19 protein-coding genes and 3 pseudogenes are annotated in these 18,734 nt (G+C 73.7%); 8 read left to right on the forward strand and 14 right to left on the reverse strand.

Going from position 1 to position 18,734, the window contains the following annotated elements:
- Nucleotides 1–4 precede the first annotated feature (4 nt).
- The 4 genes from IE321_RS02855 to IE321_RS02870 all read left to right on the forward strand — a co-directional run bounded on the left by IE321_RS02855 (nt 5) and on the right by IE321_RS02870 (nt 4,541).
- A complete protein-coding gene (locus IE321_RS02855) occupies nt 5–901 on the forward strand; it encodes a YndJ family protein (RefSeq protein WP_190221593.1) in 897 nt (298 codons plus the stop codon).
- Complete coding sequence (locus tag IE321_RS02860) at nt 898–1,440, forward strand: DUF1990 domain-containing protein (protein ID WP_190221594.1); 543 nt, start codon at nt 898–900, stop codon at nt 1,438–1,440. The genes IE321_RS02855 and IE321_RS02860 overlap by 4 nt, the downstream gene beginning before the upstream one ends.
- Nucleotides 1,441–1,462: 22 nt before the next feature.
- Complete coding sequence (locus IE321_RS02865) at nt 1,463–2,896, forward strand: lipase maturation factor family protein (protein ID WP_190221595.1); 1,434 nt, start codon at nt 1,463–1,465, stop codon at nt 2,894–2,896.
- A gap of 136 nt (nt 2,897–3,032) precedes the next feature.
- The gene (locus tag IE321_RS02870) at nt 3,033–4,541 is read left to right on the forward strand and encodes an endonuclease/exonuclease/phosphatase family protein (protein ID WP_190221596.1); all 1,509 of its coding nucleotides are present in this window, start codon (nt 3,033–3,035) and stop codon (nt 4,539–4,541) included.
- Nucleotides 4,542–4,648: 107 nt separating this feature from the next.
- Here IE321_RS02870 and IE321_RS02875 read toward each other — a convergent pair whose 3' ends face one another.
- The 3 genes from IE321_RS02875 to IE321_RS02885 form a co-directional block, all read right to left on the reverse strand.
- On the reverse strand, nt 4,649–4,819 hold the full coding sequence (locus IE321_RS02875; protein ID WP_169091519.1) for a hypothetical protein: 171 nt from the start codon (nt 4,817–4,819) through the stop codon (nt 4,649–4,651).
- Between the two features lie 292 nt (nt 4,820–5,111).
- Nucleotides 5,112–6,587: an SDR family NAD(P)-dependent oxidoreductase gene (locus IE321_RS02880; RefSeq protein WP_043225470.1), complete on the reverse strand. Its 1,476-nt coding sequence runs from the start codon at nt 6,585–6,587 to the stop codon at nt 5,112–5,114.
- A gap of 67 nt (nt 6,588–6,654) precedes the next feature.
- On the reverse strand, nt 6,655–7,383 hold the full coding sequence (locus IE321_RS02885; RefSeq protein WP_190221597.1) for an IucA/IucC family C-terminal-domain containing protein: 729 nt from the start codon (nt 7,381–7,383) through the stop codon (nt 6,655–6,657).
- A gap of 328 nt (nt 7,384–7,711) precedes the next feature.
- On the opposite strand from IE321_RS02885, the gene IE321_RS02890 reads away from it, so the two are divergent.
- Nucleotides 7,712–8,815: a DMT family transporter gene (locus tag IE321_RS02890; RefSeq protein WP_373316599.1), complete on the forward strand. Its 1,104-nt coding sequence runs from the start codon at nt 7,712–7,714 to the stop codon at nt 8,813–8,815.
- On the opposite strand, the gene IE321_RS02895 is transcribed toward IE321_RS02890, so the two are convergent.
- The 8 genes and pseudogenes from IE321_RS02895 to IE321_RS02925 form a co-directional block, all read right to left on the reverse strand.
- Nucleotides 8,696–10,114, reverse strand: coding sequence for a transglycosylase family protein (locus IE321_RS02895; protein WP_190221599.1), 1,419 nt, complete (start codon nt 10,112–10,114; stop codon nt 8,696–8,698). The two genes, IE321_RS02890 and IE321_RS02895, sit on opposite strands and share 120 nt — an antisense overlap.
- A 426-nt stretch (nt 10,115–10,540) precedes the next feature.
- Nucleotides 10,541–10,900, reverse strand: coding sequence for a GNAT family N-acetyltransferase (locus IE321_RS02900; RefSeq protein WP_043225473.1), 360 nt, complete (start codon nt 10,898–10,900; stop codon nt 10,541–10,543).
- A 17-nt stretch (nt 10,901–10,917) separates the two neighbouring features.
- Nucleotides 10,918–11,343, reverse strand: a complete 426-nt coding sequence (panD, locus tag IE321_RS02905; protein WP_043225475.1) for an aspartate 1-decarboxylase — start codon at nt 11,341–11,343, stop codon at nt 10,918–10,920.
- 775 nt (nt 11,344–12,118) lie between these two features.
- Complete coding sequence (locus IE321_RS02910; RefSeq protein ID WP_308076787.1) at nt 12,119–12,562, reverse strand: substrate-binding domain-containing protein; 444 nt, start codon at nt 12,560–12,562, stop codon at nt 12,119–12,121.
- Nucleotides 12,563–12,946: a LacI family DNA-binding transcriptional regulator gene (locus IE321_RS02915; RefSeq protein ID WP_190221601.1), complete on the reverse strand. Its 384-nt coding sequence runs from the start codon at nt 12,944–12,946 to the stop codon at nt 12,563–12,565.
- Nucleotides 12,936–13,144: pseudogene (locus IE321_RS41755) on the reverse strand (MFS transporter); the annotation flags it as partial. The pseudogene IE321_RS41755 and the gene IE321_RS02915, both read right to left, overlap by 11 nt.
- A gap of 7 nt (nt 13,145–13,151) precedes the next feature.
- Nucleotides 13,152–13,619: an ArsI/CadI family heavy metal resistance metalloenzyme gene (locus IE321_RS02920; protein WP_190221602.1), complete on the reverse strand. Its 468-nt coding sequence runs from the start codon at nt 13,617–13,619 to the stop codon at nt 13,152–13,154.
- A gap of 46 nt (nt 13,620–13,665) precedes the next feature.
- Nucleotides 13,666–14,202 (reverse strand): annotated as a pseudogene (locus IE321_RS02925) (flavoprotein); the annotation flags it as partial.
- Nucleotides 14,203–14,335: 133 nt separating this feature from the next.
- Between IE321_RS02925 and IE321_RS02930 the strand changes: the two are divergent.
- The 3 genes and pseudogenes from IE321_RS02930 to IE321_RS02940 all read left to right on the forward strand — a co-directional run.
- Nucleotides 14,336–15,022 carry a hypothetical protein gene (locus tag IE321_RS02930; protein ID WP_190221603.1) on the forward strand — a complete coding sequence of 229 codons (687 nt, stop codon included), beginning with the start codon at nt 14,336–14,338 and terminating at the stop codon, nt 15,020–15,022.
- A gap of 272 nt (nt 15,023–15,294) precedes the next feature.
- The gene (locus tag IE321_RS02935) at nt 15,295–15,540 is read left to right on the forward strand and encodes a SpoIIE family protein phosphatase (protein ID WP_372470301.1); all 246 of its coding nucleotides are present in this window, start codon (nt 15,295–15,297) and stop codon (nt 15,538–15,540) included.
- Nucleotides 15,504–16,040 (forward strand): annotated as a pseudogene (locus tag IE321_RS02940) (zinc-binding dehydrogenase); the annotation flags it as partial. The gene IE321_RS02935 and the pseudogene IE321_RS02940, both read left to right, overlap by 37 nt.
- Nucleotides 16,041–16,388: 348 nt before the next feature.
- On the opposite strand, the gene IE321_RS02950 reads toward IE321_RS02940, so the two are convergent.
- The 3 genes from IE321_RS02950 to IE321_RS02960 form a co-directional block, all read right to left on the reverse strand.
- A complete protein-coding gene (locus tag IE321_RS02950; RefSeq protein WP_190221604.1) occupies nt 16,389–16,556 on the reverse strand; it encodes a hypothetical protein in 168 nt (55 codons plus the stop codon).
- A 186-nt stretch (nt 16,557–16,742) separates the two neighbouring features.
- Complete coding sequence (locus IE321_RS02955; RefSeq protein ID WP_190221605.1) at nt 16,743–17,378, reverse strand: LuxR C-terminal-related transcriptional regulator; 636 nt, start codon at nt 17,376–17,378, stop codon at nt 16,743–16,745.
- Nucleotides 17,366–18,598 carry a sensor histidine kinase gene (locus IE321_RS02960; RefSeq protein WP_190221606.1) on the reverse strand — a complete coding sequence of 411 codons (1,233 nt, stop codon included), beginning with the start codon at nt 18,596–18,598 and terminating at the stop codon, nt 17,366–17,368. The genes IE321_RS02955 and IE321_RS02960 overlap by 13 nt, the downstream gene beginning before the upstream one ends.
- Between the last annotated feature and the right edge of the window lie 136 nt (nt 18,599–18,734).

The following is an 18,734-nucleotide window of genomic DNA, read 5'->3' on the forward strand; positions in this document are numbered from 1 at the left end:
TGCCATGACCACGCTGTCGGCCTTCGTGGTCCCGGTCGTGACGGTCGGGATGCTCTGGGTCGTGCCGACCGGGCTCGGTCTCGTCGAGGGGCCCCGGCCGCCGGGCTGGGACCGGCTGCGGCGGGCCTGGCCGCTGCTGGCGCTGCCCGGGGCGGTCTCGCTCTGGCTCCCCCGCTCCGGCACGGCGACCGCGCTCGCGGCCTGCTACGCGCTCGCCACCCTGGCGCTCGCCCTCCAGGCCCCGGCCCGGCTCACCCTCACCCGCTCGCTGCGGCCCGGCGAGATCGCCGTCCTCACGGCCCTCGTCTCGCCGTCCGTCGCGGGGCTCGCGCTGGTCGCCGAGCGGGCCTCGTACCCGCTCTTCGGCTTCGAGCTCGACCTGCTCGCGCTGACCGTGCCGCACTTCCACTTCGCGGGCTTCGCCGCCGCCCTGGTCGCCGGGCTGCTCTGCCGGGCCCCGGCCGAGGGGCCGCTGGCCAGGACCGCCGCGCTCAGCGTGCCCGCCGGAACCCTGCTGGTGCTGGCCGGCTACTTCGTCGACGACTGGGCCGAGCTGGCGGGCGCGGTCGTCCTGACCGCCGGGATGGCGGCCGTCTCGGTGCTGACCCTGCGCGAGCGGCGCGGCCTCGCCGCCGACCCGGCGACCCGGGCCCTGCTCGGCGTCTCGGCGCTGGTCCTGGCCGTCACCATGGCGCTCGCGCTCTGGTGGGCGGCGGGAGAGGCGACCGGCCTCCCGCACCCCACGCTGACCTGGATGGCCGCGACCCACGGCCTCGGCAACGCGCTCGGCTTCGCCGTCTGCGCCCTGCTCGCCCACCGCCGGCTCCGCACGAAGCGCACCGCGGCCGCCGCGCCCGCCCCTCACCCCGCCCCCCTCCCGCGAACGGAGCTCCCGGCATGACCCGCATCCTCGGCGACCTCGCCCCGCGCCGTACCCTCACCTACCGCGAGACCGGCGCAACCCGCACCCCCGACGTCCTCCCCGCCGGCTACCACCACCTGCGCCACAGCACGCCCGTCGGCCACGGTCCCGCCGACTTCCGGACCGCCGCCGAGGCCGTCACCACCTGGCGGATGCACCGCGCCACCGGCGCCCGCGTCCGCTCCACGGCCGGGCGCGCGGCCCCGGGCGTCACCCTGGAGGTCGGGCTCGGCGTCGGCCCGCTCGCCTACGGCGTGCCCTGCCGGGTGATCTGGGTCCCCGAGGAGGAGCACCGGGGCGGCTTCGCGTACGGCACCCTCACCGGGCACCCGGAGTCCGGCGAGGAGTCCTTCCTCGTGGAGCTGGAGCCCGACGGCACGGTCCGCTTCACGGTGACCGCCTTCAGCCGCCCCGCCGCCTGGTACACCCGGCTCGCCGGGCCGGTCGTCCCCCGCCTACAGCTCGCCTACGCCCGCGCGCTCGGCCGCGTCCTGACCCGCCTCGTCGCCGAGGGCTGAACCCGGGCCGATACTGGAGGCGATGGAGTGGTTCACCGCGCCCGAGCTGTGGATGGGCCGGACCGTCTTCCAGCGCGGCCTGGCGGTGCTGTACTGCGTGGCCTTCCTGTCGGCCGCCCTCCAGTTCCGGGCGCTGATCGGCGAGCGCGGCATGCTCCCCGTACCGGCGTTCCTGCGGCGCACCACCCCGCGCCGCTCCCCCTCGCTCTTCCACTGGCGCTACTCGGACCGGCTCTTCGCGACGGTCGCCTGGTCGGGCGCCGCCCTCGCGGCGGCGCTCGCGGCCGGCGCGGGGGACGCGGTGCCGCTTCCGGTCGCCATGGCGGCGTGGCTGGTGCTGTGGGGCCTCTACCTGTCGATCGTGAACGTCGGGCAGACCTGGTACGCCTTCGGCTGGGAGTCGCTGCTCCTGGAGACCGGTTTCCTCGCGGTCTTCCTCGGCAACGACGACGTCGCCCCGCCCCTCCTGGTCCTCCTCCTGCTGCGCTGGCTGCTGTTCCGCGTCGAGTTCGGCGCCGGCCTCATCAAGATCCGCGGGGACGCCTGCTGGCGGAAGCTCACCTGCCTCTACCACCACCACGAGACCCAGCCGATGCCCGGCCCGCTGAGCTGGTTCTTCCACCGGCTCCCGCGCCCCCTGCACCGCGTCGAGGCGGCCGCCAACCACGTGGTCCAGCTCGGCGTGCCCTTCCTCCTGTTCACCCCGCAGCCGGTGGCCTCGGTCGCGGCCGGACTGATGATCGCCACCCAGCTGTGGCTGGTCCTGTCCGGCAACTTCGCGTGGCTGAACTGGCTCACGATCGTCCTGGCCGCCTCGGCCCTCGACCTCTCCGCCCTCACCGGCGACCACCCCCGCCCCGACCCCCCGCTCTGGTACGTGGTCCCGGTCCTCGCGGTCACCGCCCTCGTCCTGGTCCGCAGCCACCGCCCGGTCCGCAACCTGCTCTCCCGCAACCAGGCCATGAACCGCTCCTACGACCCCTTCCACCTGGTCAACACGTACGGCGCCTTCGGCACGGTCGGCCGCGTCCGCGACGAGATCGTGGTGGAGGGCACCCGCGACGAGACGCCCGGCCCGGACACGGCCTGGCTCGCCTACGGCTTCAAGGGGAAGCCGGACGATCCGCACCGATGGCCCCGGCAGTACGCGCCGTGGCACTTGCGGCTCGACTGGCTGCTCTGGTTCGTGGCCCTCTCGCCGTCGTACGGCGCGCCGTGGTTCGACGGCTTCGTGCGGCGGCTGCTGGCGAACGACCGGGACCTGCTGAGGCTGCTCCGGCACAACCCGTTCCCGGACGCCCCTCCGACGTACGTCCGCTGCCGTCTGTACCGGTACCGCTTCACGACGTGGCGCGAGCTCCGGGACACCCACGACTGCTGGCACCGGACCTACCTCCGGGACCTGACCCCACCGACACGGCTGCGCACCCCGCCCGCTTCCTCGCCCGCCTCCTGAGCCCGGACGGCCTTCGCCCCGGAAGCGACCGGCGAGCTGACGGACTGCCCGGGCCCTCCTTGTCGGCGGGATGGGGGGTACCTACCGTGTGCCGTTTGGCCTTCCGGGCTCCTGACGACACGTGCGAGGTACCAGGATGAGACGGGCAGTGCGCCGCCTGGCGGTGCTGTTTTCCGCGCTGTTGGCGGTGATGGCCATGACACCCGCGCAGGCCCAGGCGGTGGAGAGCCGGCCCGTGCCCGTGACGGCGAGCGACAAGTACGCGCTGCGGTCCGTGGGCGCCGGCAACCTCTACGTGTCGGTGGAGATCTCCAAGACCGGCAGCGGGGAGGCCATGCTGCGGGCGCGCACCTCCGCAGCGTCCCTCGCCGACCTGGGGTCGTGGGAGAAGTTCACGCTGCACACCGACGACAAGGGCGTGACCACCACCCTGCGTTCGGAGGCGAACGGCAACTACGTCACGACCGAGCGCGGCTACACGGGCGGCTACCAGAACCTGCTGCGTGCCCGCGGCACCACCTCCGGCGACTGGGAGAAGCTCCAGCTGGAGAAGCAGGCCGACGGCACGTACGCGCTGAAGGCCGCCACGAACGACGGCTACCGGTACGTGACCGCCGAGGTCCAGGACCCCGGCGCGGACGCGGGGCTGCTGCGCGCCCGCGGCACCTCCGTCGGCTCCTGGCAGAAGTTCCAGCTCGTCCACCTCGGCGAGGAGAACGCGAGCGACCTCGGAGGCCGCCCCGCCCCCGCCTCCCCCGCTCCGGCCGCCGACTTCCGGGTGATGTCGTGGAACGTCTGCGCCAACCACAACTCCGCCTGCGGCAACCACCGCGTGGAGGGCCCGTCCCTGGGCGCGCAGATCACCGGCCGGATGGGCACCGACGCGGAGGCGCGGACGTACCGCGCGGTCTTCCTCCAGGAGATGTGCGAGTCGCACGCCAAGCGCATCGAGACCGCCCTGGAGGCGAAGACGGGCACCGGCTGGGACGTGCGCTTCGCGCCCATCAAGTTCACCGTCGACGGGTCCTCGCTGGAGGCCGCTCGGACCTGCGACAACGCCGGTTCGTCGGGCGCGTGGAAGGACCGGGGCTCCTACGGCATCGGGCTCGCCCTGCCGGACGCCAACGAGTGGTACCACTCGTACGACCTGCCGTCCCCGCAGAACAGGACCGTCGACGGCGTCTGGCAGCGCATGGAGCAGCGGGCCGGCCTGTGCGCCGTCCTGCCGGCGCAGGCCCTGCAGTTCTGCACCGCCCACTTCAGCGCGGGCCTGCCGACGGACGACGCGGACGGCACCAAGCGGGCGGAGCAGGCCGCGGAGCTGCAGCGGATGGTCCGCTCGTACACCATGCCCGGCTACCGGACGATCTACGGCGGCGACTTCAACGCCGTCCCGCCGGACTCCGCCTCGCCGGACACCCCGAAGGACGTCCTGGCGTCCGCCTACGCGGCGGACGAGGAGTGCGACGAGGGCCTGTCGAGCACGCGGCCGCGTGACGGCCGGTCGACGAAGCCGCTGGCGACCCGCAGCATCAAGATCGACTACCTGTTCGGGCCTCCGTCGGGCACCGTCGTGTCGTGTGCGGTGACGACGGACGCGGGCGAGTCGGACCACTATCCGATCACGGGCCGCTTCAGCTTCTGAGCGGCGGACCGGACACGGCGGTGCCCCCGGCCGGGAGGGCCGGGGGCACCGGGGTCGTACGGGCCGTCGTCGTGCGGCCCGGGCGACGCCTCGCGTGGGGGCAGCGGTCAGTCGATGCCCGGCAGGATGTGGGGCTCCGCGAGGTCGTCCTCGTAGCCCGCGAGGCGGATCGGGGCCGAGCGGGCCCAGACTTCGAGGCTGCCCAGCTCGCCGTTGCGCCGCTGCCGTTCGGAGGGTTCCGACGGTCGGGGTTCCTGCTTCGTCAGTTCGGGTGTCACCGCGCACTCCTTTGTGTCGCGTCAGATGGGGGCATGGGGCCGGTTCGGTCGCGGTGGCGCCGTTCTGGGGCGGGACCGCGGCCGAGGTGAGTGGCCAGTCCCCTGGAAGGCCGTGGAGCGGTGTGTCGCTCCGGTGGCCGTCCGTGGGCATCAGAGTAACCAAATGAGCGCGCCCGCGCTCTACCGGGCTCCAAAGTGTGACGCGTTCGGGTGACGAAGACCGAAAGAGCGCCCTTCCGGAGGGGAAGGGCGCTCTCTCGCGGTGCGTGCGCGGCGGGGGTGAACCCGCGGGCTACCACTTGCCGGGGGCGTAGTCCTTCATGAAGACGCCGTACAGGTCCTCGCCGGCCTCGCCGCGGACCACCGGGTCGTAGACGCGGGCGGCGCCGTCGACCAGGTCGAGCGGGGCGTGGAAACCCGCCTCGGCGAGGCGCAGCTTCTCGAAGTGCGGACGCTCGTCGGTGATCCAGCCGGTGTCGACCGAGGTCATGAGGATCTTGTCGGCCTCGAACATCTCCTGGGCGCTGGTCCGGGTCACCATGTTCATGGCGGCCTTCGCGGCGTTGGTGTTCGGGTGCCCGGCGCCCTTGTAGCCGCGCGAGAAGACGCCCTCCATGGCGGAGACGTTCACGACGTACGCCCGGCCGCTCGCCGCCTTGGCGGCCGCTTCGGCCATCGACGGGCGCAGCGCGCTGATCAGGATGAACGGCGAGGTGTAGTTGCAGAGCTGGGTCTCCAGGAGCTCCACCGGGGAGATCTGGTCGATGGTCTGCACCCAGGTGTTGGAGTCCACCACGTCCGGCAGCAGACCGCCGGCGTCGATCGCCGTGCCCGCCGTGTACTGCTCCAGGCTCGCGTTGCCCGCGACCAGGGCGAGGTCGGCGACCTTCTGGGCGTCGAGGCCGCTGGTGCCGACGGGCAGCGCGGCCAGGCCGTCGACGGCACCGGAGTTGAAGGCGCCGATGACGTGGTGGGCGGGCAGCTCGCCGGCGGGCAGCGGAGCCGTCTCGCCGTCGACCAGGGCCGCGTACGCGGAGGGCAGCCGGCGCACGGTCTGCGTCGCGTTGTTGATCAGGATGTCGAGCGGGCCCGCCGCGGTGACCTGCTCGGCGAGGGCCACGGCCTGCGCCGGGTCGCGCAGGTCGATGCCGACGACCTCCAGGCGGTGGATCCACTCCGCGGAGTCCTCCATCGCCTTGAAGCGGCGGATGGCGTCCTTGGGGAAGCGGGTGGTGATCGTGGTGTGCGCGCCGTCGCGGAGCAGCCGCAGCGCGATGTACATGCCGATCTTGGCCCGGCCGCCGGTGAGCAGGGCGCGCTTGCCGGTGAGGTCGGCGCGGACGTCCCGCTTGGAGCGGTTGAGGGCCGCGCAGTCCTGGCAGAGCTGGTGGTAGAAGTAGTCGACCTCGACGTACCGGGTCTTGCAGGTGTAGCAGGACCGGGGGCGCTGGAGTATGCCCGCGATCCGACCGGCCTCGGTGACGGAGGAGGGCAGGATGCCCTCGGTCTCGTCGTCGATGCGCTGGGCGGAGCCGGTCGCGGTGGCCTCGGTGACCGCCCGGTCGTGGGCGGTCTTGGCGGCCCGGCGGTCCTGGCGGCGGCGCTGCTTGACCGTGCGGTAGATGCCGGCGGTGGCACGGCGGACGGCGATCGCGTCCGGGTGGTCGACGTCGATCTTGTCGAGCTCGTCGAGCACGCTCAGGCAGACGGCCAGGCGCTCGGGGTCGATGCCCGGCCCGTACTCCTGGGTTTCTTCAGTCACCGTCATGGCCTTCGTCGTTCCTCGATCGCTCGCGGGCGGGCGCGCTGCCGCCGGGGGTCGTGAAGAAGCAACTTTACGGAGCCGGGGCCCGCCGCTCCAAACCCGTTCCCGGGGCGTGGTCGAACACACAGTCGCCGCACAGGCCTCCGGAGGGGCAGCGGTAGTAGAGACAGCAGCTGGTGCGCCGCAGGGCGGGGCCGCGGACGGTGCCCGCGAGGTCCGGGTGGTCGAAGAGGCCCCGGACGAGGGCGGCGGCCCGCTCGGCGGCGTCGGGACGGTCGTGGGCCCGGGCCCAGCGGGTCAGCTCGCGCAGGGCCCCGGCGAGGGCCGACCCGGCGTTGCCCCAGAGCAGCCGGGGCGAGATCCGCCCGTCCCGGGCGAAGGCCGCGTGCAGCGGGACGAGGTGCGCCTCCTGGACGGTCTCGCGGAGCGCGGCGACCGTGGCGGGGCGGCCGGCGTCGCCGCCCCACCACAGGTCGTCGGGGGCGGAGAGGGCCGGGTCCCAGTGCAGCTCGGCGGGGTCGAGCGTGGGGACGCGACCGTGCAGGGCGGCGGGGCCGAGCGCCGTCGACCAGAGCCGGGCGGCGAGTCCGAGGTGGGCGACGGAGGCGCCGACGCGCCGCTCGGGCGCGCCGAGCCGGGCGGCGACCCGGTCCACGCGCGCGTGGAGGGGTGCGTCGCCCTCGGCTCCTCCCCGGTACAGCAGGGCCAGGGGACGGTGGTCGCCGCCGCCGGGCGGCGGGGCGGTCCGCAGGGCGAAGAAGCCGCCGACGCCGGACGCGGCACCCGTCTCGGGATCCACCGGTTCCCCCTCGGTCTCCCCCGCCGGCACGGCCCGGCGGTGCGGGGTTCACCGTATCCCGCCCCCGCACGGGGATCTTCCGGTCCAAAGTGGACCGGCCGGGGTGGCGACTGGCTCGGGTTCTGGATCACCGCCCGGCCGGCGGGACCGTACCGGGGTCGTACCGGTACCGCTTCACGCGACCGTTTCACCCCCTTTCCCCCCGCTCTGACCTGCGGTGGCGTACGCCTCCGGGTGTACGGAACGGCCGCGTACTGCGTCGGCGGTACCGGTGAATGCCTTCCCTGGTCTGACGACGGGAACGGCCGGGAGAGCGATCGTGGAGGGTATGAGTCCCCTCCTGCTGTCCGTCGTCCTCTCGCTGGTCTCCGCGGTCGCCTACGCGGGCGCGGCCATCGTGCAGGAACGGGTCGCCGCGGCCGCCACCGGTCCGACCTACGCGCCGCTGCGCAATCCGGTCTGGTGGGGCGCCGTGCTGCTCAACGGGCTGGGCGCGACCCTGCACGTGGTCGCCCTCGCCTACGGGCCGCTCAGCGTGGTGCAGCCGCTGGGCGCGCTCACCATCGTCTTCGCGCTGCCGATGGCCGCGCTGTTCGTGCGGCGCCCGGCGGGGCGGCGGGCCTGGCACGGCGCGCTGATGGCGACCGCCGGGCTCGCCGGTCTGCTCAGCGTGACCAACGGCAGCGAGGGCCGCACCCCCGACGCCGGGGAGCGCTGGCTGCTGGCCGGCGCCACCTTCGCGGCGGTGGCGGCGCTGTTCGTGCTGGCCCGGCTCGCCGGACGGACCGCGCTGCGCGGGGTGGCGCTGGCCGCCGCGGCGGGCGTGGCCTTCGGGGTGGCGTCGGTCTTCACCAAGGCCGTCGCGGAGGAGTGGACGGCGGACGCGCCGCTCGCCGAGTGGGGCTCCGCGCTCGTCCTGTCGGCCCTGGCCGTCACGGGCCTGCTGCTCTCCCAGGCGTCCTACCGGGGAGCCGGCCTCGCCGCCCCGCTCGCCACGGTCACCGTCGTCAACCCCGTGGTGGCCGCCACCGTCGGCCTCACCCTCTTCGGCGAGGGCTTCCGGTACGGGGCGGCCGGCACGGTGGCGGCGCTGGTCTGCGGCGCGGTCGCGGCGGGCGGCCTCGTCGAGCTGACCCTGGACCGCCTGGCCCGCGGCGGCGGGAACGGGCCGGGCGCGGCCGGTCCAGGCGCGGGCGGCGCGGGCTCGGACGGGTCCTCGGCGTCGGGCGGGGCGGCGGGCACGGACGGCTCGGTGCGATCAGACGGGCGGATGGCGTCGGGCGGACGGACGGGAGCGGGTGGACGGACGGGATCAGATGGAGACGCCGCGCGCCCTGAGGTAGGCGAGGGGGTCGATGTCGGAGCCGTACCCGGGACCCGTGCGCACCTCGAAGTGGAGGTGGGGTCCCGAGCTGTTGCCGGTCGATCCTGAGCGCCCGATGCGCTGGCCGCCGGTGACCCGCTGTCCCTCGCGGACGGAGACGGCGGAGAGGTGGGCGTACTGGCTGTAGCGGCCGTCGTCGTGGCGGACGACGATCTGGTAGCCGTACGCGCCGCCCCACCCGGCGGAGACGATCTTCCCGTCGGAGACGGCCTTCACGGTGGTGCCGGTGGGCACGGGGAAGTCGACGCCCGTGTGGTAGCCGCTGGACCAGGAGGAGCCGGGCTTGCCGTAGCGGGTGCCGATCTCGGCGGAGACGGGCGCCGAGTAGCGGTCCTCGCGGGGCGCGGCGGGCTTCGGCTTGCTCTGGGGCTTCGGCTGCGGCTTGGGCTGGGGCTTGCTCGCCTGCTGCGGCTTCGGGGTCGACGGCTTGGGCTTGCTCTGGGGCTTGGCCGGTGCCGTCTGCTGGGGCTTCTGCGCGGCCTTGACCGGAGGCTTCTGCGCCGTCTTGACCGGGGGCTTCGCCGAGGGGGTGCGGTCGGCGGCGGGCCGTACGGCCGGGGGCTTCGTGGCGGGGGCCTGGGTCGCCGGGGGCTTCGCGGCGGGAGGCCGGACGGTCGGCGGCTTCGGGGACGCGGACGGCTCGGCGGCGGGCGGCGCGGGGGTCGCCGGGCGGGCGCTCGGCGGGGCGGCGATCCTGAGGGTGAGGCGCTGGCCGGGCAGGATCAGGTCGGGGTCGTCGCCGACGACCTTGCGGTTGATCTCGTACAGGCGCTGCCAGCCGCCGCGGACCCGCTCGTCGCGGGCGATCTCGGAGAGCGAGTCGCCGGGCGTGACGGTGTACATCTCGCGGATGGTCGGCACGGTCGTCGGACCGGGCTTCGCCTGCGGTTCCCGCGGTAAGGCGCGCTGCGTGGGCAGGGCGGCGGGCCGTACGTCGTTCCCGCCGCCGGAGGCGTCCGGCGCGGGCCCGCCGCGGGCGAGTCCGGCGCTGCTGCCGCAGGCGGGCCAGGCGCCGGGCCCCTGGCCCTTGAGGACCCGCTCGGCGACCGCGATCTGCTGGTCCTTGGAGGCCAGGTCGGCGCGGGGCGCGAACTCACGGCCGCCGTAGGCGACCCAGGTGGACTGGCTGAACTGAAGGCCGCCGAAGTAGCCGTTCCCGGTGTTGATGCGCCAGTTGGAGGAGGACTCGCACTTCGCGACCTTCTCCCACACGTCGAGCGAGGCCGCCTGGGCGGCTCCCGCGCCGATGAGGGGCAGCGCGAGGCCGGCCCCTCCGGCGGTGACGGTGAGCGAGGCGCGGTTGATCCGGCTCGGCTGGTGGCGGCGGTGACGTCCGCGTACGGCCATGGGCCCCCCTTGAACACAGCGACAGCGGTCCAAGTTACGGGGGTCGCACGCTGTGTGACAAGCCGGATGCGGAAGTCCGCCACGAAGGCGGACTCCCCTACGTCACCGGTCCGTTGGCACTCCGCACGGTCCGCGGCCGTGCCGCCCGGCGGGACCGGGCTGCGGCTGCGGTTCCGGAGCGGGTACGGGCCCTCCGGGCTGCGGACGGCCGGGCGGCGCGGGGTCGGGCGGCACGGGCACCGGGTTCGGCGGCGGCACCGGCGCCGGCGAGGGTTCGGGCGGCGGGATGGGCGAGGGCGGCAGCGGGTCGGGATACGGATGGGTCATGACGGACCTCCCGGTCGACGGCCCCCTCGGTCTTCCCCCCTTCCACCTTCCAGGGTGGCACCGCCCGCGCCACTCGGGGCGGCCCGGACGGCGGACGGTTCACCAGAGGCCGGGCGTGGCCGCCAGCTGCCGCTTCGCGGCGCGGACCACCTCGGCGGCGGCCGGCGGGGCCTCGTCGGGATGGCGCGCGGCCCACTTGGCGGCGTACGGGCAGAGCGGCACGACGGGCACGCCCTCGCGGGCGGCGATCGCGTAGAACTCGCGGACGAGCGCGCCCGCGATCCCCCGCCCCTCGTGGTCGGCGTCGACGACCGTGTGGACGGCGACGAGGGCGTGCGGCTCCTCGTCGAGGGCGAAGTAGACGATCACGCCGGCGAAGACGTCGTCGACGTACGCCTCCAGCCGCCCCTTCTCCCGCACGTCACGGATGACCGGCTCGACCGCCCGCTGCTCTGCCACGTCGTACGCTCCCTCGCTCAGACGACCGCCGGCACCGCGTGCGGCGGACGCACCGTGTCACTGCCCGGCACGGGCGCCGAGGCGTCGGCGCCCAGCTCCACGATGCGGTTCGCGCCGTCGACGTGCACGACGCGCGGCACATGGGCGCGGGCCTCGGCATCGTCCATCTGGGCGTAGCTGATGAGGATGACCAGGTCTCCGGGGTGCACCAGATGCGCGGCGGCACCGTTGATCCCGATGACACCGGAGCCCCGCTCGCCCTCGATGACGTAGGTCTCCAGCCGGGCCCCGTTGGTGATGTCGACGATGTGGACGAGCTCGCCGGGCAGCAGATCGGCGGCGTCCAGCAGATCGGCGTCGACCGTGACGGACCCGACGTAGTGGAGGTCCGCCTGGGTGACGGTGGCGCGGTGGATCTTGGACTTGAACAGAGTACGCAGCACTTGGGACTCCTCTGAGACGGCTCCCTGCCTGCTTTGTGCAGGTCAAGGGCGGTCTCGACCCTACACCGGGACGCGCCGAGCGATGTTTGTGAGGAACATCGCTTCGGTCGGGTTAAACAGCTTCCCACCTGGGCTTTCCCTTAGCAGCGGCGCCTGTTGGAGCGACCGTCCCAAAACGCACGGGGACTCTTGCTGACCCGATGCTGACTTACCTGACAACCCAACAGGCATGCGGCAGGTCCGCCTGCGCACACGGGCAACGTGCGCCTACCCACCACCGACCTGCCAGGCACCGACATCGTTCCAGTTCAGGCACGGCCCCTTCGGTCATCAGCCGGTCGACGCTCGACCGCCTCGGAAGTCGGCTCGCTGCCTGCCGCCGGCCCGAGACCCCGCGGCGGTGTGGAACCGCACCACCAGGCTCGTCACCGCTGCCACCGCAGCCGCCGCCGGCCATAGGAATGCCGAAACGCATCACGGAGGCGGCCTGGGGCTGTGCCAGCGCGCGCTCGTTTTGACGCCCGTGCTTCGCCGTCGTACGCGACCCGCAGTGTCCGAGACCGCCCCCCGCCGCCTCCTGCGGGCCGGTCACTCGTGGGGCACGCGGATCGGGCTGCTCAGCGCCGACCGATACCTCCCGTACGGGCTGGTCAGGGAGAGGCGAGCCGCGTCCCTCAATCGCCCCAGGACGGCCCTGGCGGCACCCGCTGAGAAGAGCCACTGGGTGGCGCTGACGGGAGCGTGAGCATCCAGGGGCTTCGCCGGTGCATTCGGATCACGCGGAGCAGCGCGTGATGATGCGCGGGCGGGCGATCTCGGCGAGACTCGGCGGGAGTTCCTCGCCGCGGAGGAGGCACTCGATGGTCGAGGCGACCGCCGCCGCGCCTTCGACGGGGTCCAGGTAGGTCGTGGTGAGGGCCGGGCGAAGGGCCGCGCCGAGCGGATGGTTGTCGGTGCCGATGACCGCGATGTCCTCGGGGACGCGCAGGCCGGCGTCGGCGAGCGCCTGGAGGAGGACGAGGCCGAATTCGTCGTTGTAGGCGTAGACGGCGTCAGGCCGGGATCGCGGGTCGCGCCAGAGGGCCACGGTGGGGGCGAGACTGTCGGTCGTCAGGGCGCAGTCGACGCGCTGGACAGGGACGCCCGCCTTCCCCGCGACCGTCGCCACGGCCTCGAAGCGGTCGCGCGCGAGTTCGGCGATGTCGCCGCCGGGGACCAGTCAGGCGAGGCGTCGGTGGCCGCGGTCCAGGAGGTACCGGGTGGCGAGTTCCGCGACCGAGACGCTGTCCACGAGGACGGTCGGCGCGTACGGCACGGGGCGGCGGGCTTCGAGGAGTACGTGGTCGACGCCCGCCTTGCGGAGGAGTTCCACAGCCTCCTCGGGGCAGCGGTCAGCCGCGACGAGGACAGCTGCGGGGCGGTGCTCGGCCCACCGGCGCGCCCCGGAGACTCCGCTCGCCTCGCGGTCGCCGTGGATGAGCAGGGTGAGGCCGCGCGCGGTCAGCTCCCGGTCGAGGATCTCCAGGTAGGAGGTGCGGGCCGGGGAGAGCGGCAGGCGCGGCATCGGGGACAGCACGATGTCGCTGCGGCCCGCCCGGAGCATCCGCGACGACCAGGGCGAGTGAGAACGCGGCCGTGGTGGCGCCGGTGGACCAGCCGCTGTCGGCGGTGATCTGCGGGTTCAGGACGGGGAAGGCGTAGTAGACGATCCCCAGCTGGTGATCTGGGTGGCGCAGAGCGCGGGCAGGACGGTGCGGGGCCGCGACCGGTTCCCTGCTCCGCGGGCGTGAAGTTCGGTCATCAAAAGGTCAGCGGCATCCGCCGGCGGCGACCGGTTCACCCGCCTCGCTGTCGGTGGTGGGGGCCGGGCCGGCGCAGCAGGTGCTGCCCTGTTGCTTGGGCAGGGTGTCGGCGTCGGCGTCGACGACGTACACCTCCCGTGGTTCGCGGCCGGGGCCGTGGACCCACACCTCGTCCTGGAGGGCGTAGCAACAGGTGGTGTCGTTCTCCTCCGCCGTCGGCAGGTCGGCCTCGCCCAGGCGGGCCGTGGCGGCGTGGACCGCCTCGGTGGTGTCGATCTCCACGCAGAGGTGGTCCAGGCGGCTGTCCTCGTTCTCGGCGCCTTCGACGAGGACGAGCTTGAGCGGCGGTTCCGCGAGGGCGAAGTTGGCGTAGCCGTCACGGAGCTCGGCCGGTTCGGTACCGAAGAGCTTCGTGTAGAAGGCGACGGATGCCGCCGGGTCGGGAACGCGCAGGGCGAGCTGTACGCGGGACATCGTGTTCCTCCAGGTGTGAGTGGGTGGGCGGGTGGGACGGGCGGGGTCAGCAGCCGACGGAAGCGGCCGGGGCTCCGACGCCGATCCGGAGCGCCGTCGGGGGCGCGCAGCAGCCGCCGTCGGTCGTGGTGTCGGCGGGCTGGTCGAAGAGGCCGGCGCCGCCGCAGACCCCGGTCTCGGGGAGGACGAGCTCGACGCGCTCGGCGGACTCGCGGTCACCGGCGATGGCGGCGATGGCGGCGATGGCGGCGATGGCGGCGACGGCGACGGCGGCGGCGGCGACGGAGCGGACCTGCTCGTAGCCGGTGAGGGCGAGGAAGGACGGAGCGCGGCCGTAGGACTTCATGCCGACGAGGTAGAGGCCCTCCTCCGGTTGTGTCAGCTCCTTCACGCCGTGCGGGTAGACGGTGCCGCAGGAGTGCTGGTTCGGGTCGATGAGCGGGGCCGGCTCGACGGGGGCCTGGAGCCGCTCGTCGAGCCCCGGGCGCAGTTCGTCGAGGAACGTCAGGTCGGGACGGAAGCCGGTCAGGACGATGACCTCGTCGACGGGGTCGAGCCGACGGCCGTCCTCGGCGACCAGGACGCGGCCGGACGGGGCGGCGTCGCCCCGGGGCACGGCACGGAGCGTGAGATCCGCCGTTCGGGCACCGGTCGGTTATAGCTTTCGGGAGCAGGGCGTCGATGCCCTTCCGCACCCGACGTGAGGGCTCTCCACCGTGACCGGACACACCCCCGAACCCACCGAGGGCCCGAGCGGGCCGGAGCCCCTCGGCGAGGCCCGCTGGCCGATGGCGATGGCCGTCGTCACCGCCATGGTGCTGACCGTCCTGCTCCCCGACGCCCTCCGTCTGGCGCCCCGCTGGTTGATCCCGGCCGTCGAGGGCCTGCTGCTGCTCGCGCTCATCGCCGGCGACCCCGGCAGGATCGACCGGCGGTCGACGGCCCTGCGCACGTTGTCGATCGCCCTGGTGGGCGTTCTCGCGCTCAGCGCCGTGTGGTCCACGGGGCAGCTGGTCGACGACATCCTCGGGAACGGCGAGGAGACCGCCTCCGCCACCAGTCTGCTGCAGTCGGGCGGCACCGTGTGGGCCTGCACCGTCCTGGCCTTCTCCCTGCTGTACTTCGAACTCGACGGCGGCGGGGCCGCCGCCCGCGCCCACCGGCTCCCCCGTGCGCCCGCGCTCGCCTTCCCCCAACAGCTCAACCCCGAGCTGGCGAGCGCCCACTGGCGGCCGCGCTACGTCGACTACCTCTACCTCGGGCTGACCAACGCCACCGCGTTCAGCCCCACCGACGTGATGCCCCTGGCACCCTGGGCCAAGATCGCCATGGGCGTTCAGTCGCTCGTCTCGCTGCTCATCCTCGGTCTGGTGGTCGCCCGCGCCGTCAACGTCCTCGCCTGAGAACGGGCACCCTCGCCCCCCCTGCGCCCGTCGCCGGCGGCTGTTCGGGCGATTCTCCGGGAACGCCCTGCGGCTCATGCCGACCGAATGCCGACTTACCTGATGAGCCGTCAACCAAGCGAGCTTCTCCGCCCGTCCACACACCACGGACCTGTCGACACCGATGTCGCGCCGGTTGACGCAAGACGGCACCCTGGCCCGCCGGCCGGTCCGGGGTCGATCCTTGGCGGCTCGGATCGCCCCTCGGCCTGGACGGGCTCTCTTTCGAGACGATCGAGTTCGAGCTGCCGGAGGAGAGTCCGCTGGTCCTGCACACCGACGGGCTGATCGCCGGCCGCACCCGGGACGTGGGCCGAGGACTCGCCACGCTGCACGACGTCCTCGCCTCGGCGCCGGACTCGCCGGAGGAGACCTGCGACCGGCTCCTGGCCGCACTGCTGCCCGGCCGCCCCGCCGATGACGTCGCTCTGATCGTCGCCCGGTCGCCGGAGTCGTCCACACCCTCGGCCCGGGCGTGAAGGGCGACTGGACGCCCGGACAGCGCGTGATCCTCCAGGCCTGCCTCGGCTGTCCCGGCTGTCCCGGCTGCCTGCGACGGATGACGTGCCACCGGCCGCTCACCCGCGGCCTCGACCACGACGGCGGCTGGGCGCAGTACGCGATCGCCCGCGAGCACACGTTGCCGCCCGTCCCGGACGACCTGCCCTTCGACCGGGCCGCGATCATCCCCGACGCGGTCTCCACCCCGTACGCCGCGATCGTGGGCACCGGCGCGGTCCGCCCCGCCCGGTCCGTCGGCATCCGGGGCGTGGGCGGCCTCGGCGCCCACGCCGTCCGGCCGGCCCGGATGGTCGGCGCGGCCCCGGTCCTCGCGATCGACCCGCTGCCGTCGGCCCGCGAGCGAACCCTGCTCTTCGGCGCGGACGTCGCCCTCGTCCCACTCGCCCCGGACTTCGCGGAGGCGGTGCGGGAGGCGACGGCCGGGCGCGGCCTCGACGTCGCCTTCGACTTCGCCGGCGGGGGCGGTGGCCGGCTCGCTCCGCACGCGCGGACGAACCGCCACCGCCCCCGTCGCCCGAGGACCGACGACACCCGTCAGGCGCCCTGCCCGCTGTCCGGTGCCGCGACCATGCCGGCCACGATCACCGTGTCGAAGACGGACGCGGTCGGCTCGTCGGCCGCCACCGTCCGGCGCGTCTCCCGCGACATCGACAGCGCCCGGCCTCCGACCCACGCACCGGGAACACCGAACCCCGTGCGTGTGAGCGTCCGATCCGGAAGCTCGCGGCACGCCGAGCGAACCATGCGGAAGAGGCTGTCCGGATCATGCCGGACAGCCTCTTCACTCGTTACCCGCCCGTCCGGATCACTCCTTGCTGCTGGTCAGCCACAGACCGAGGGCCGAGCCGACGAAGACGACGCCCGAGCCCACCGAGGCCAGGACCCTGGTGGTGCCGGTGTAGTCGGCGAAGGTGCTGACGTAGACCGCGACGGCGGTGGAGATGGCGAGCAGCAGCCAGAGTGCGGGCCTCATGGGGGTTCCTCCTGAGTGTGTCCCCGACGTCCCCCCGAGGGACGGCGAGAGCGGGTCGTTTACGTCGTCCACTCTCGCCGCCGGCCCCCTGTCGGCACATCGGGTCCTGCTCCCGAACCGCAGGTGTAGCCCGCTACACCTGCGGGGTGGGGACGGCGACCGCCGTCACTGTCCGTGCGCGCGAGGTCATGCCTTCAGGTAGGCGAGGACGGCGAGGACCCGGCGGTGGCCGCTGTCGCTGGGGGGCAGGTTCAGCTTGGCGAGGATGTTGCCGATGTGCTTGCTCACCGAGCGCTCGGTGATGAACAGGGTGGTCGCGATCGTCGGGTTGTCGAGGCCCTGGGCCATGAGGCTGAGGACCTCGCGTTCACGCGGGGACAGCGCGTCCAGGGGGTCGCGACGTGTCATGAGCTGGGAGACCACGTCGGGGTCGAGCGCGGTGCCTCCGGCGGCGACCCGCTCCAGGGCCTGCTGGAACTCCTCGATGCGGGAGACCCGGTCCTTGAGCAGGTAGCCGACGCCGGAGGCGCCCTGACCCAGCAGCTCGGCGGCGTAGCTCTCCTCGACGTACTGGGACAGGACGAGGATGGGCAAGCCGGGCATCAGCCTGCGGGCCTCGATGGCCGCCCTCAGGCCCTCGTCACGGAATCCGGGGGGCAGCCGGACGTCGAGGACGGCCGCGTCGGGCCGGTGTTCCAGCAGCGTGGGCACCACCTCGGGACCGCTCCCCACGACGGCGACGATCTCGTGGCCGACGTCCTCCAGCAACAGAATCAGGCCCTCGCGGAGAAGGACGTTGTCCTCCGCGATCACGATCCGCACGGCAGTACCACCTCGATCATCGTTCCGGAACCGACAGGGCTGTCGATCCTCGTCGTACCGTCCAGGGCGGCGACGCGCTGGCGTACGCCGTCGAGTCCGCTTCCCGCGCCGGCGCCCGGCACGGCGCCGCCACGCCCGTCGTCCTGGACGAGGACGCGCAGGCCGGTCCGTTCGTACCGGAGGGACACCCGGGCCTGAGCCGCTTCGCTGTGCCGGGCGATGTTGGTGAGGGCCTCGGCGACCACGAAGTAGGCGGCGGCCTCGACGGCGGCCGGCGGACGGCGGACGGGCTCGGGCAGGTCGAGGGCGATCGGGATCGTCCGTCCAGCGGCGAGCGAGCGGATCGCGCCGTTCAGTCCGCGGTCGGAGAGGATCGGCGGGTGGATGCCGCGGATCACCGTGCGCAGCTGGACGAGTGCCTCGTCCACCGTCGTCCTGGCGTCGAGCATGAGCTTCCTGGCGCTCTCGGGGTCCTTCTCGAACCGGCGGTCGGCCAGGCCGAGCCGCATGGCCACCGCGACGAGCTGCGCCTGGGTGCCGTCGTGCAAGTCCCTCTCGATCCTGCGGAGTTCCGCCTCGTGCGCCTGGAGCGCCCCGGCCCGGGAGGCGGTCAGCTCCTCGATCCGGCGTCCGGAGCCGGTCCAGTTCCCCAGCAGCATCTCCGCGACGCGGGTCTCCAGCAGGGCGGCGGCGGGGGCGAGCCAGAGGAAGAGGAGGACGAAGATCCAGACGCAGACGGCGGACAGGACGATCGCCTGCAGCCAGGTCGTGAGGGGGGCGGCCAGGAGGGTGAGGGTGCCACTGGGGAGGGTCCACCACCACATCGGGATCGAGAGGGTCAGCAGGAGGCTGAAGAGGGCGCCGAGGACGAGGACGGGCAGGATCAGGCCGACCATGCCGTGGAGCAGCATCCACGCCACGTCCTTGCCGGTCCCGGAGGATCGCAGCAGCTGGAGGGTCTGCCGGCGGGCACTGCCCCGGAGCGTCGGGTACGGGCGTCGTACCGCCCGGCCGAGGCGTCGTTCCGTGCGGCGGCGCTCGGCGTCGGCGAGGGACCGCAGGGGGCGGACCGCCCAGGGCAGGACCGGCGCGACGATGAGCGCGACGGCGACCAGAGGCAGCAGCACGTAGCCGGCCAGGGCGGGCAGGGCGGTCGTGAGGCCGCCGAGGACATACCGCGTGGAACGCAGGCTGTGACGTGCGCGTGCCTTCAAGTCCATGGGTCACGACGGTACGTCACGGTTGATCCCTTGTCATAAGTGCCCGCTCCACCTTCGTGGTGGAGCCTGCTACACCCCCGGAGCGGGGGGCCGACCGCTGCCGGCCGCCCCTGTCCCGAGCCTAGTTTCGAAGCCT

Origin of the sequence: Streptomyces hydrogenans, from assembly GCF_014656075.1 — a bacterium.
GTDB classification, from domain to species: domain Bacteria; phylum Actinomycetota; class Actinomycetes; order Streptomycetales; family Streptomycetaceae; genus Streptomyces; species Streptomyces hydrogenans.

Coding starts and splice junctions, on each gene's coding strand:
- IE321_RS02960 (WP_190221606.1), bottom strand. CDS start 18,598: ATGGACTTGAAGGCACGCGCACGTCACAGCCTGCGTTCCACGCGGTAT.
- IE321_RS02915 (WP_190221601.1), bottom strand. CDS start 12,946: ATGCTCCGGGCGGGCCGCAGCGACATCGTGCTGTCCCCGATGCCGCGC.
- IE321_RS02870 (WP_190221596.1), top strand. CDS start 3,033: ATGAGACGGGCAGTGCGCCGCCTGGCGGTGCTGTTTTCCGCGCTGTTG.
- IE321_RS02880 (WP_043225470.1), bottom strand. CDS start 6,587: ATGACGGTGACTGAAGAAACCCAGGAGTACGGGCCGGGCATCGACCCC.
- IE321_RS02920 (WP_190221602.1), bottom strand. CDS start 13,619: ATGTCCCGCGTACAGCTCGCCCTGCGCGTTCCCGACCCGGCGGCATCC.
- IE321_RS02865 (WP_190221595.1), top strand. CDS start 1,463: ATGGAGTGGTTCACCGCGCCCGAGCTGTGGATGGGCCGGACCGTCTTC.
- IE321_RS02890 (WP_373316599.1), top strand. CDS start 7,712: ATGAGTCCCCTCCTGCTGTCCGTCGTCCTCTCGCTGGTCTCCGCGGTC.
- IE321_RS02860 (WP_190221594.1), top strand. CDS start 898: ATGACCCGCATCCTCGGCGACCTCGCCCCGCGCCGTACCCTCACCTAC.
- IE321_RS02950 (WP_190221604.1), bottom strand. CDS start 16,556: ATGAGGCCCGCACTCTGGCTGCTGCTCGCCATCTCCACCGCCGTCGCG.
- IE321_RS02895 (WP_190221599.1), bottom strand. CDS start 10,114: ATGGCCGTACGCGGACGTCACCGCCGCCACCAGCCGAGCCGGATCAAC.
- IE321_RS02855 (WP_190221593.1), top strand. CDS start 5: ATGACCACGCTGTCGGCCTTCGTGGTCCCGGTCGTGACGGTCGGGATG.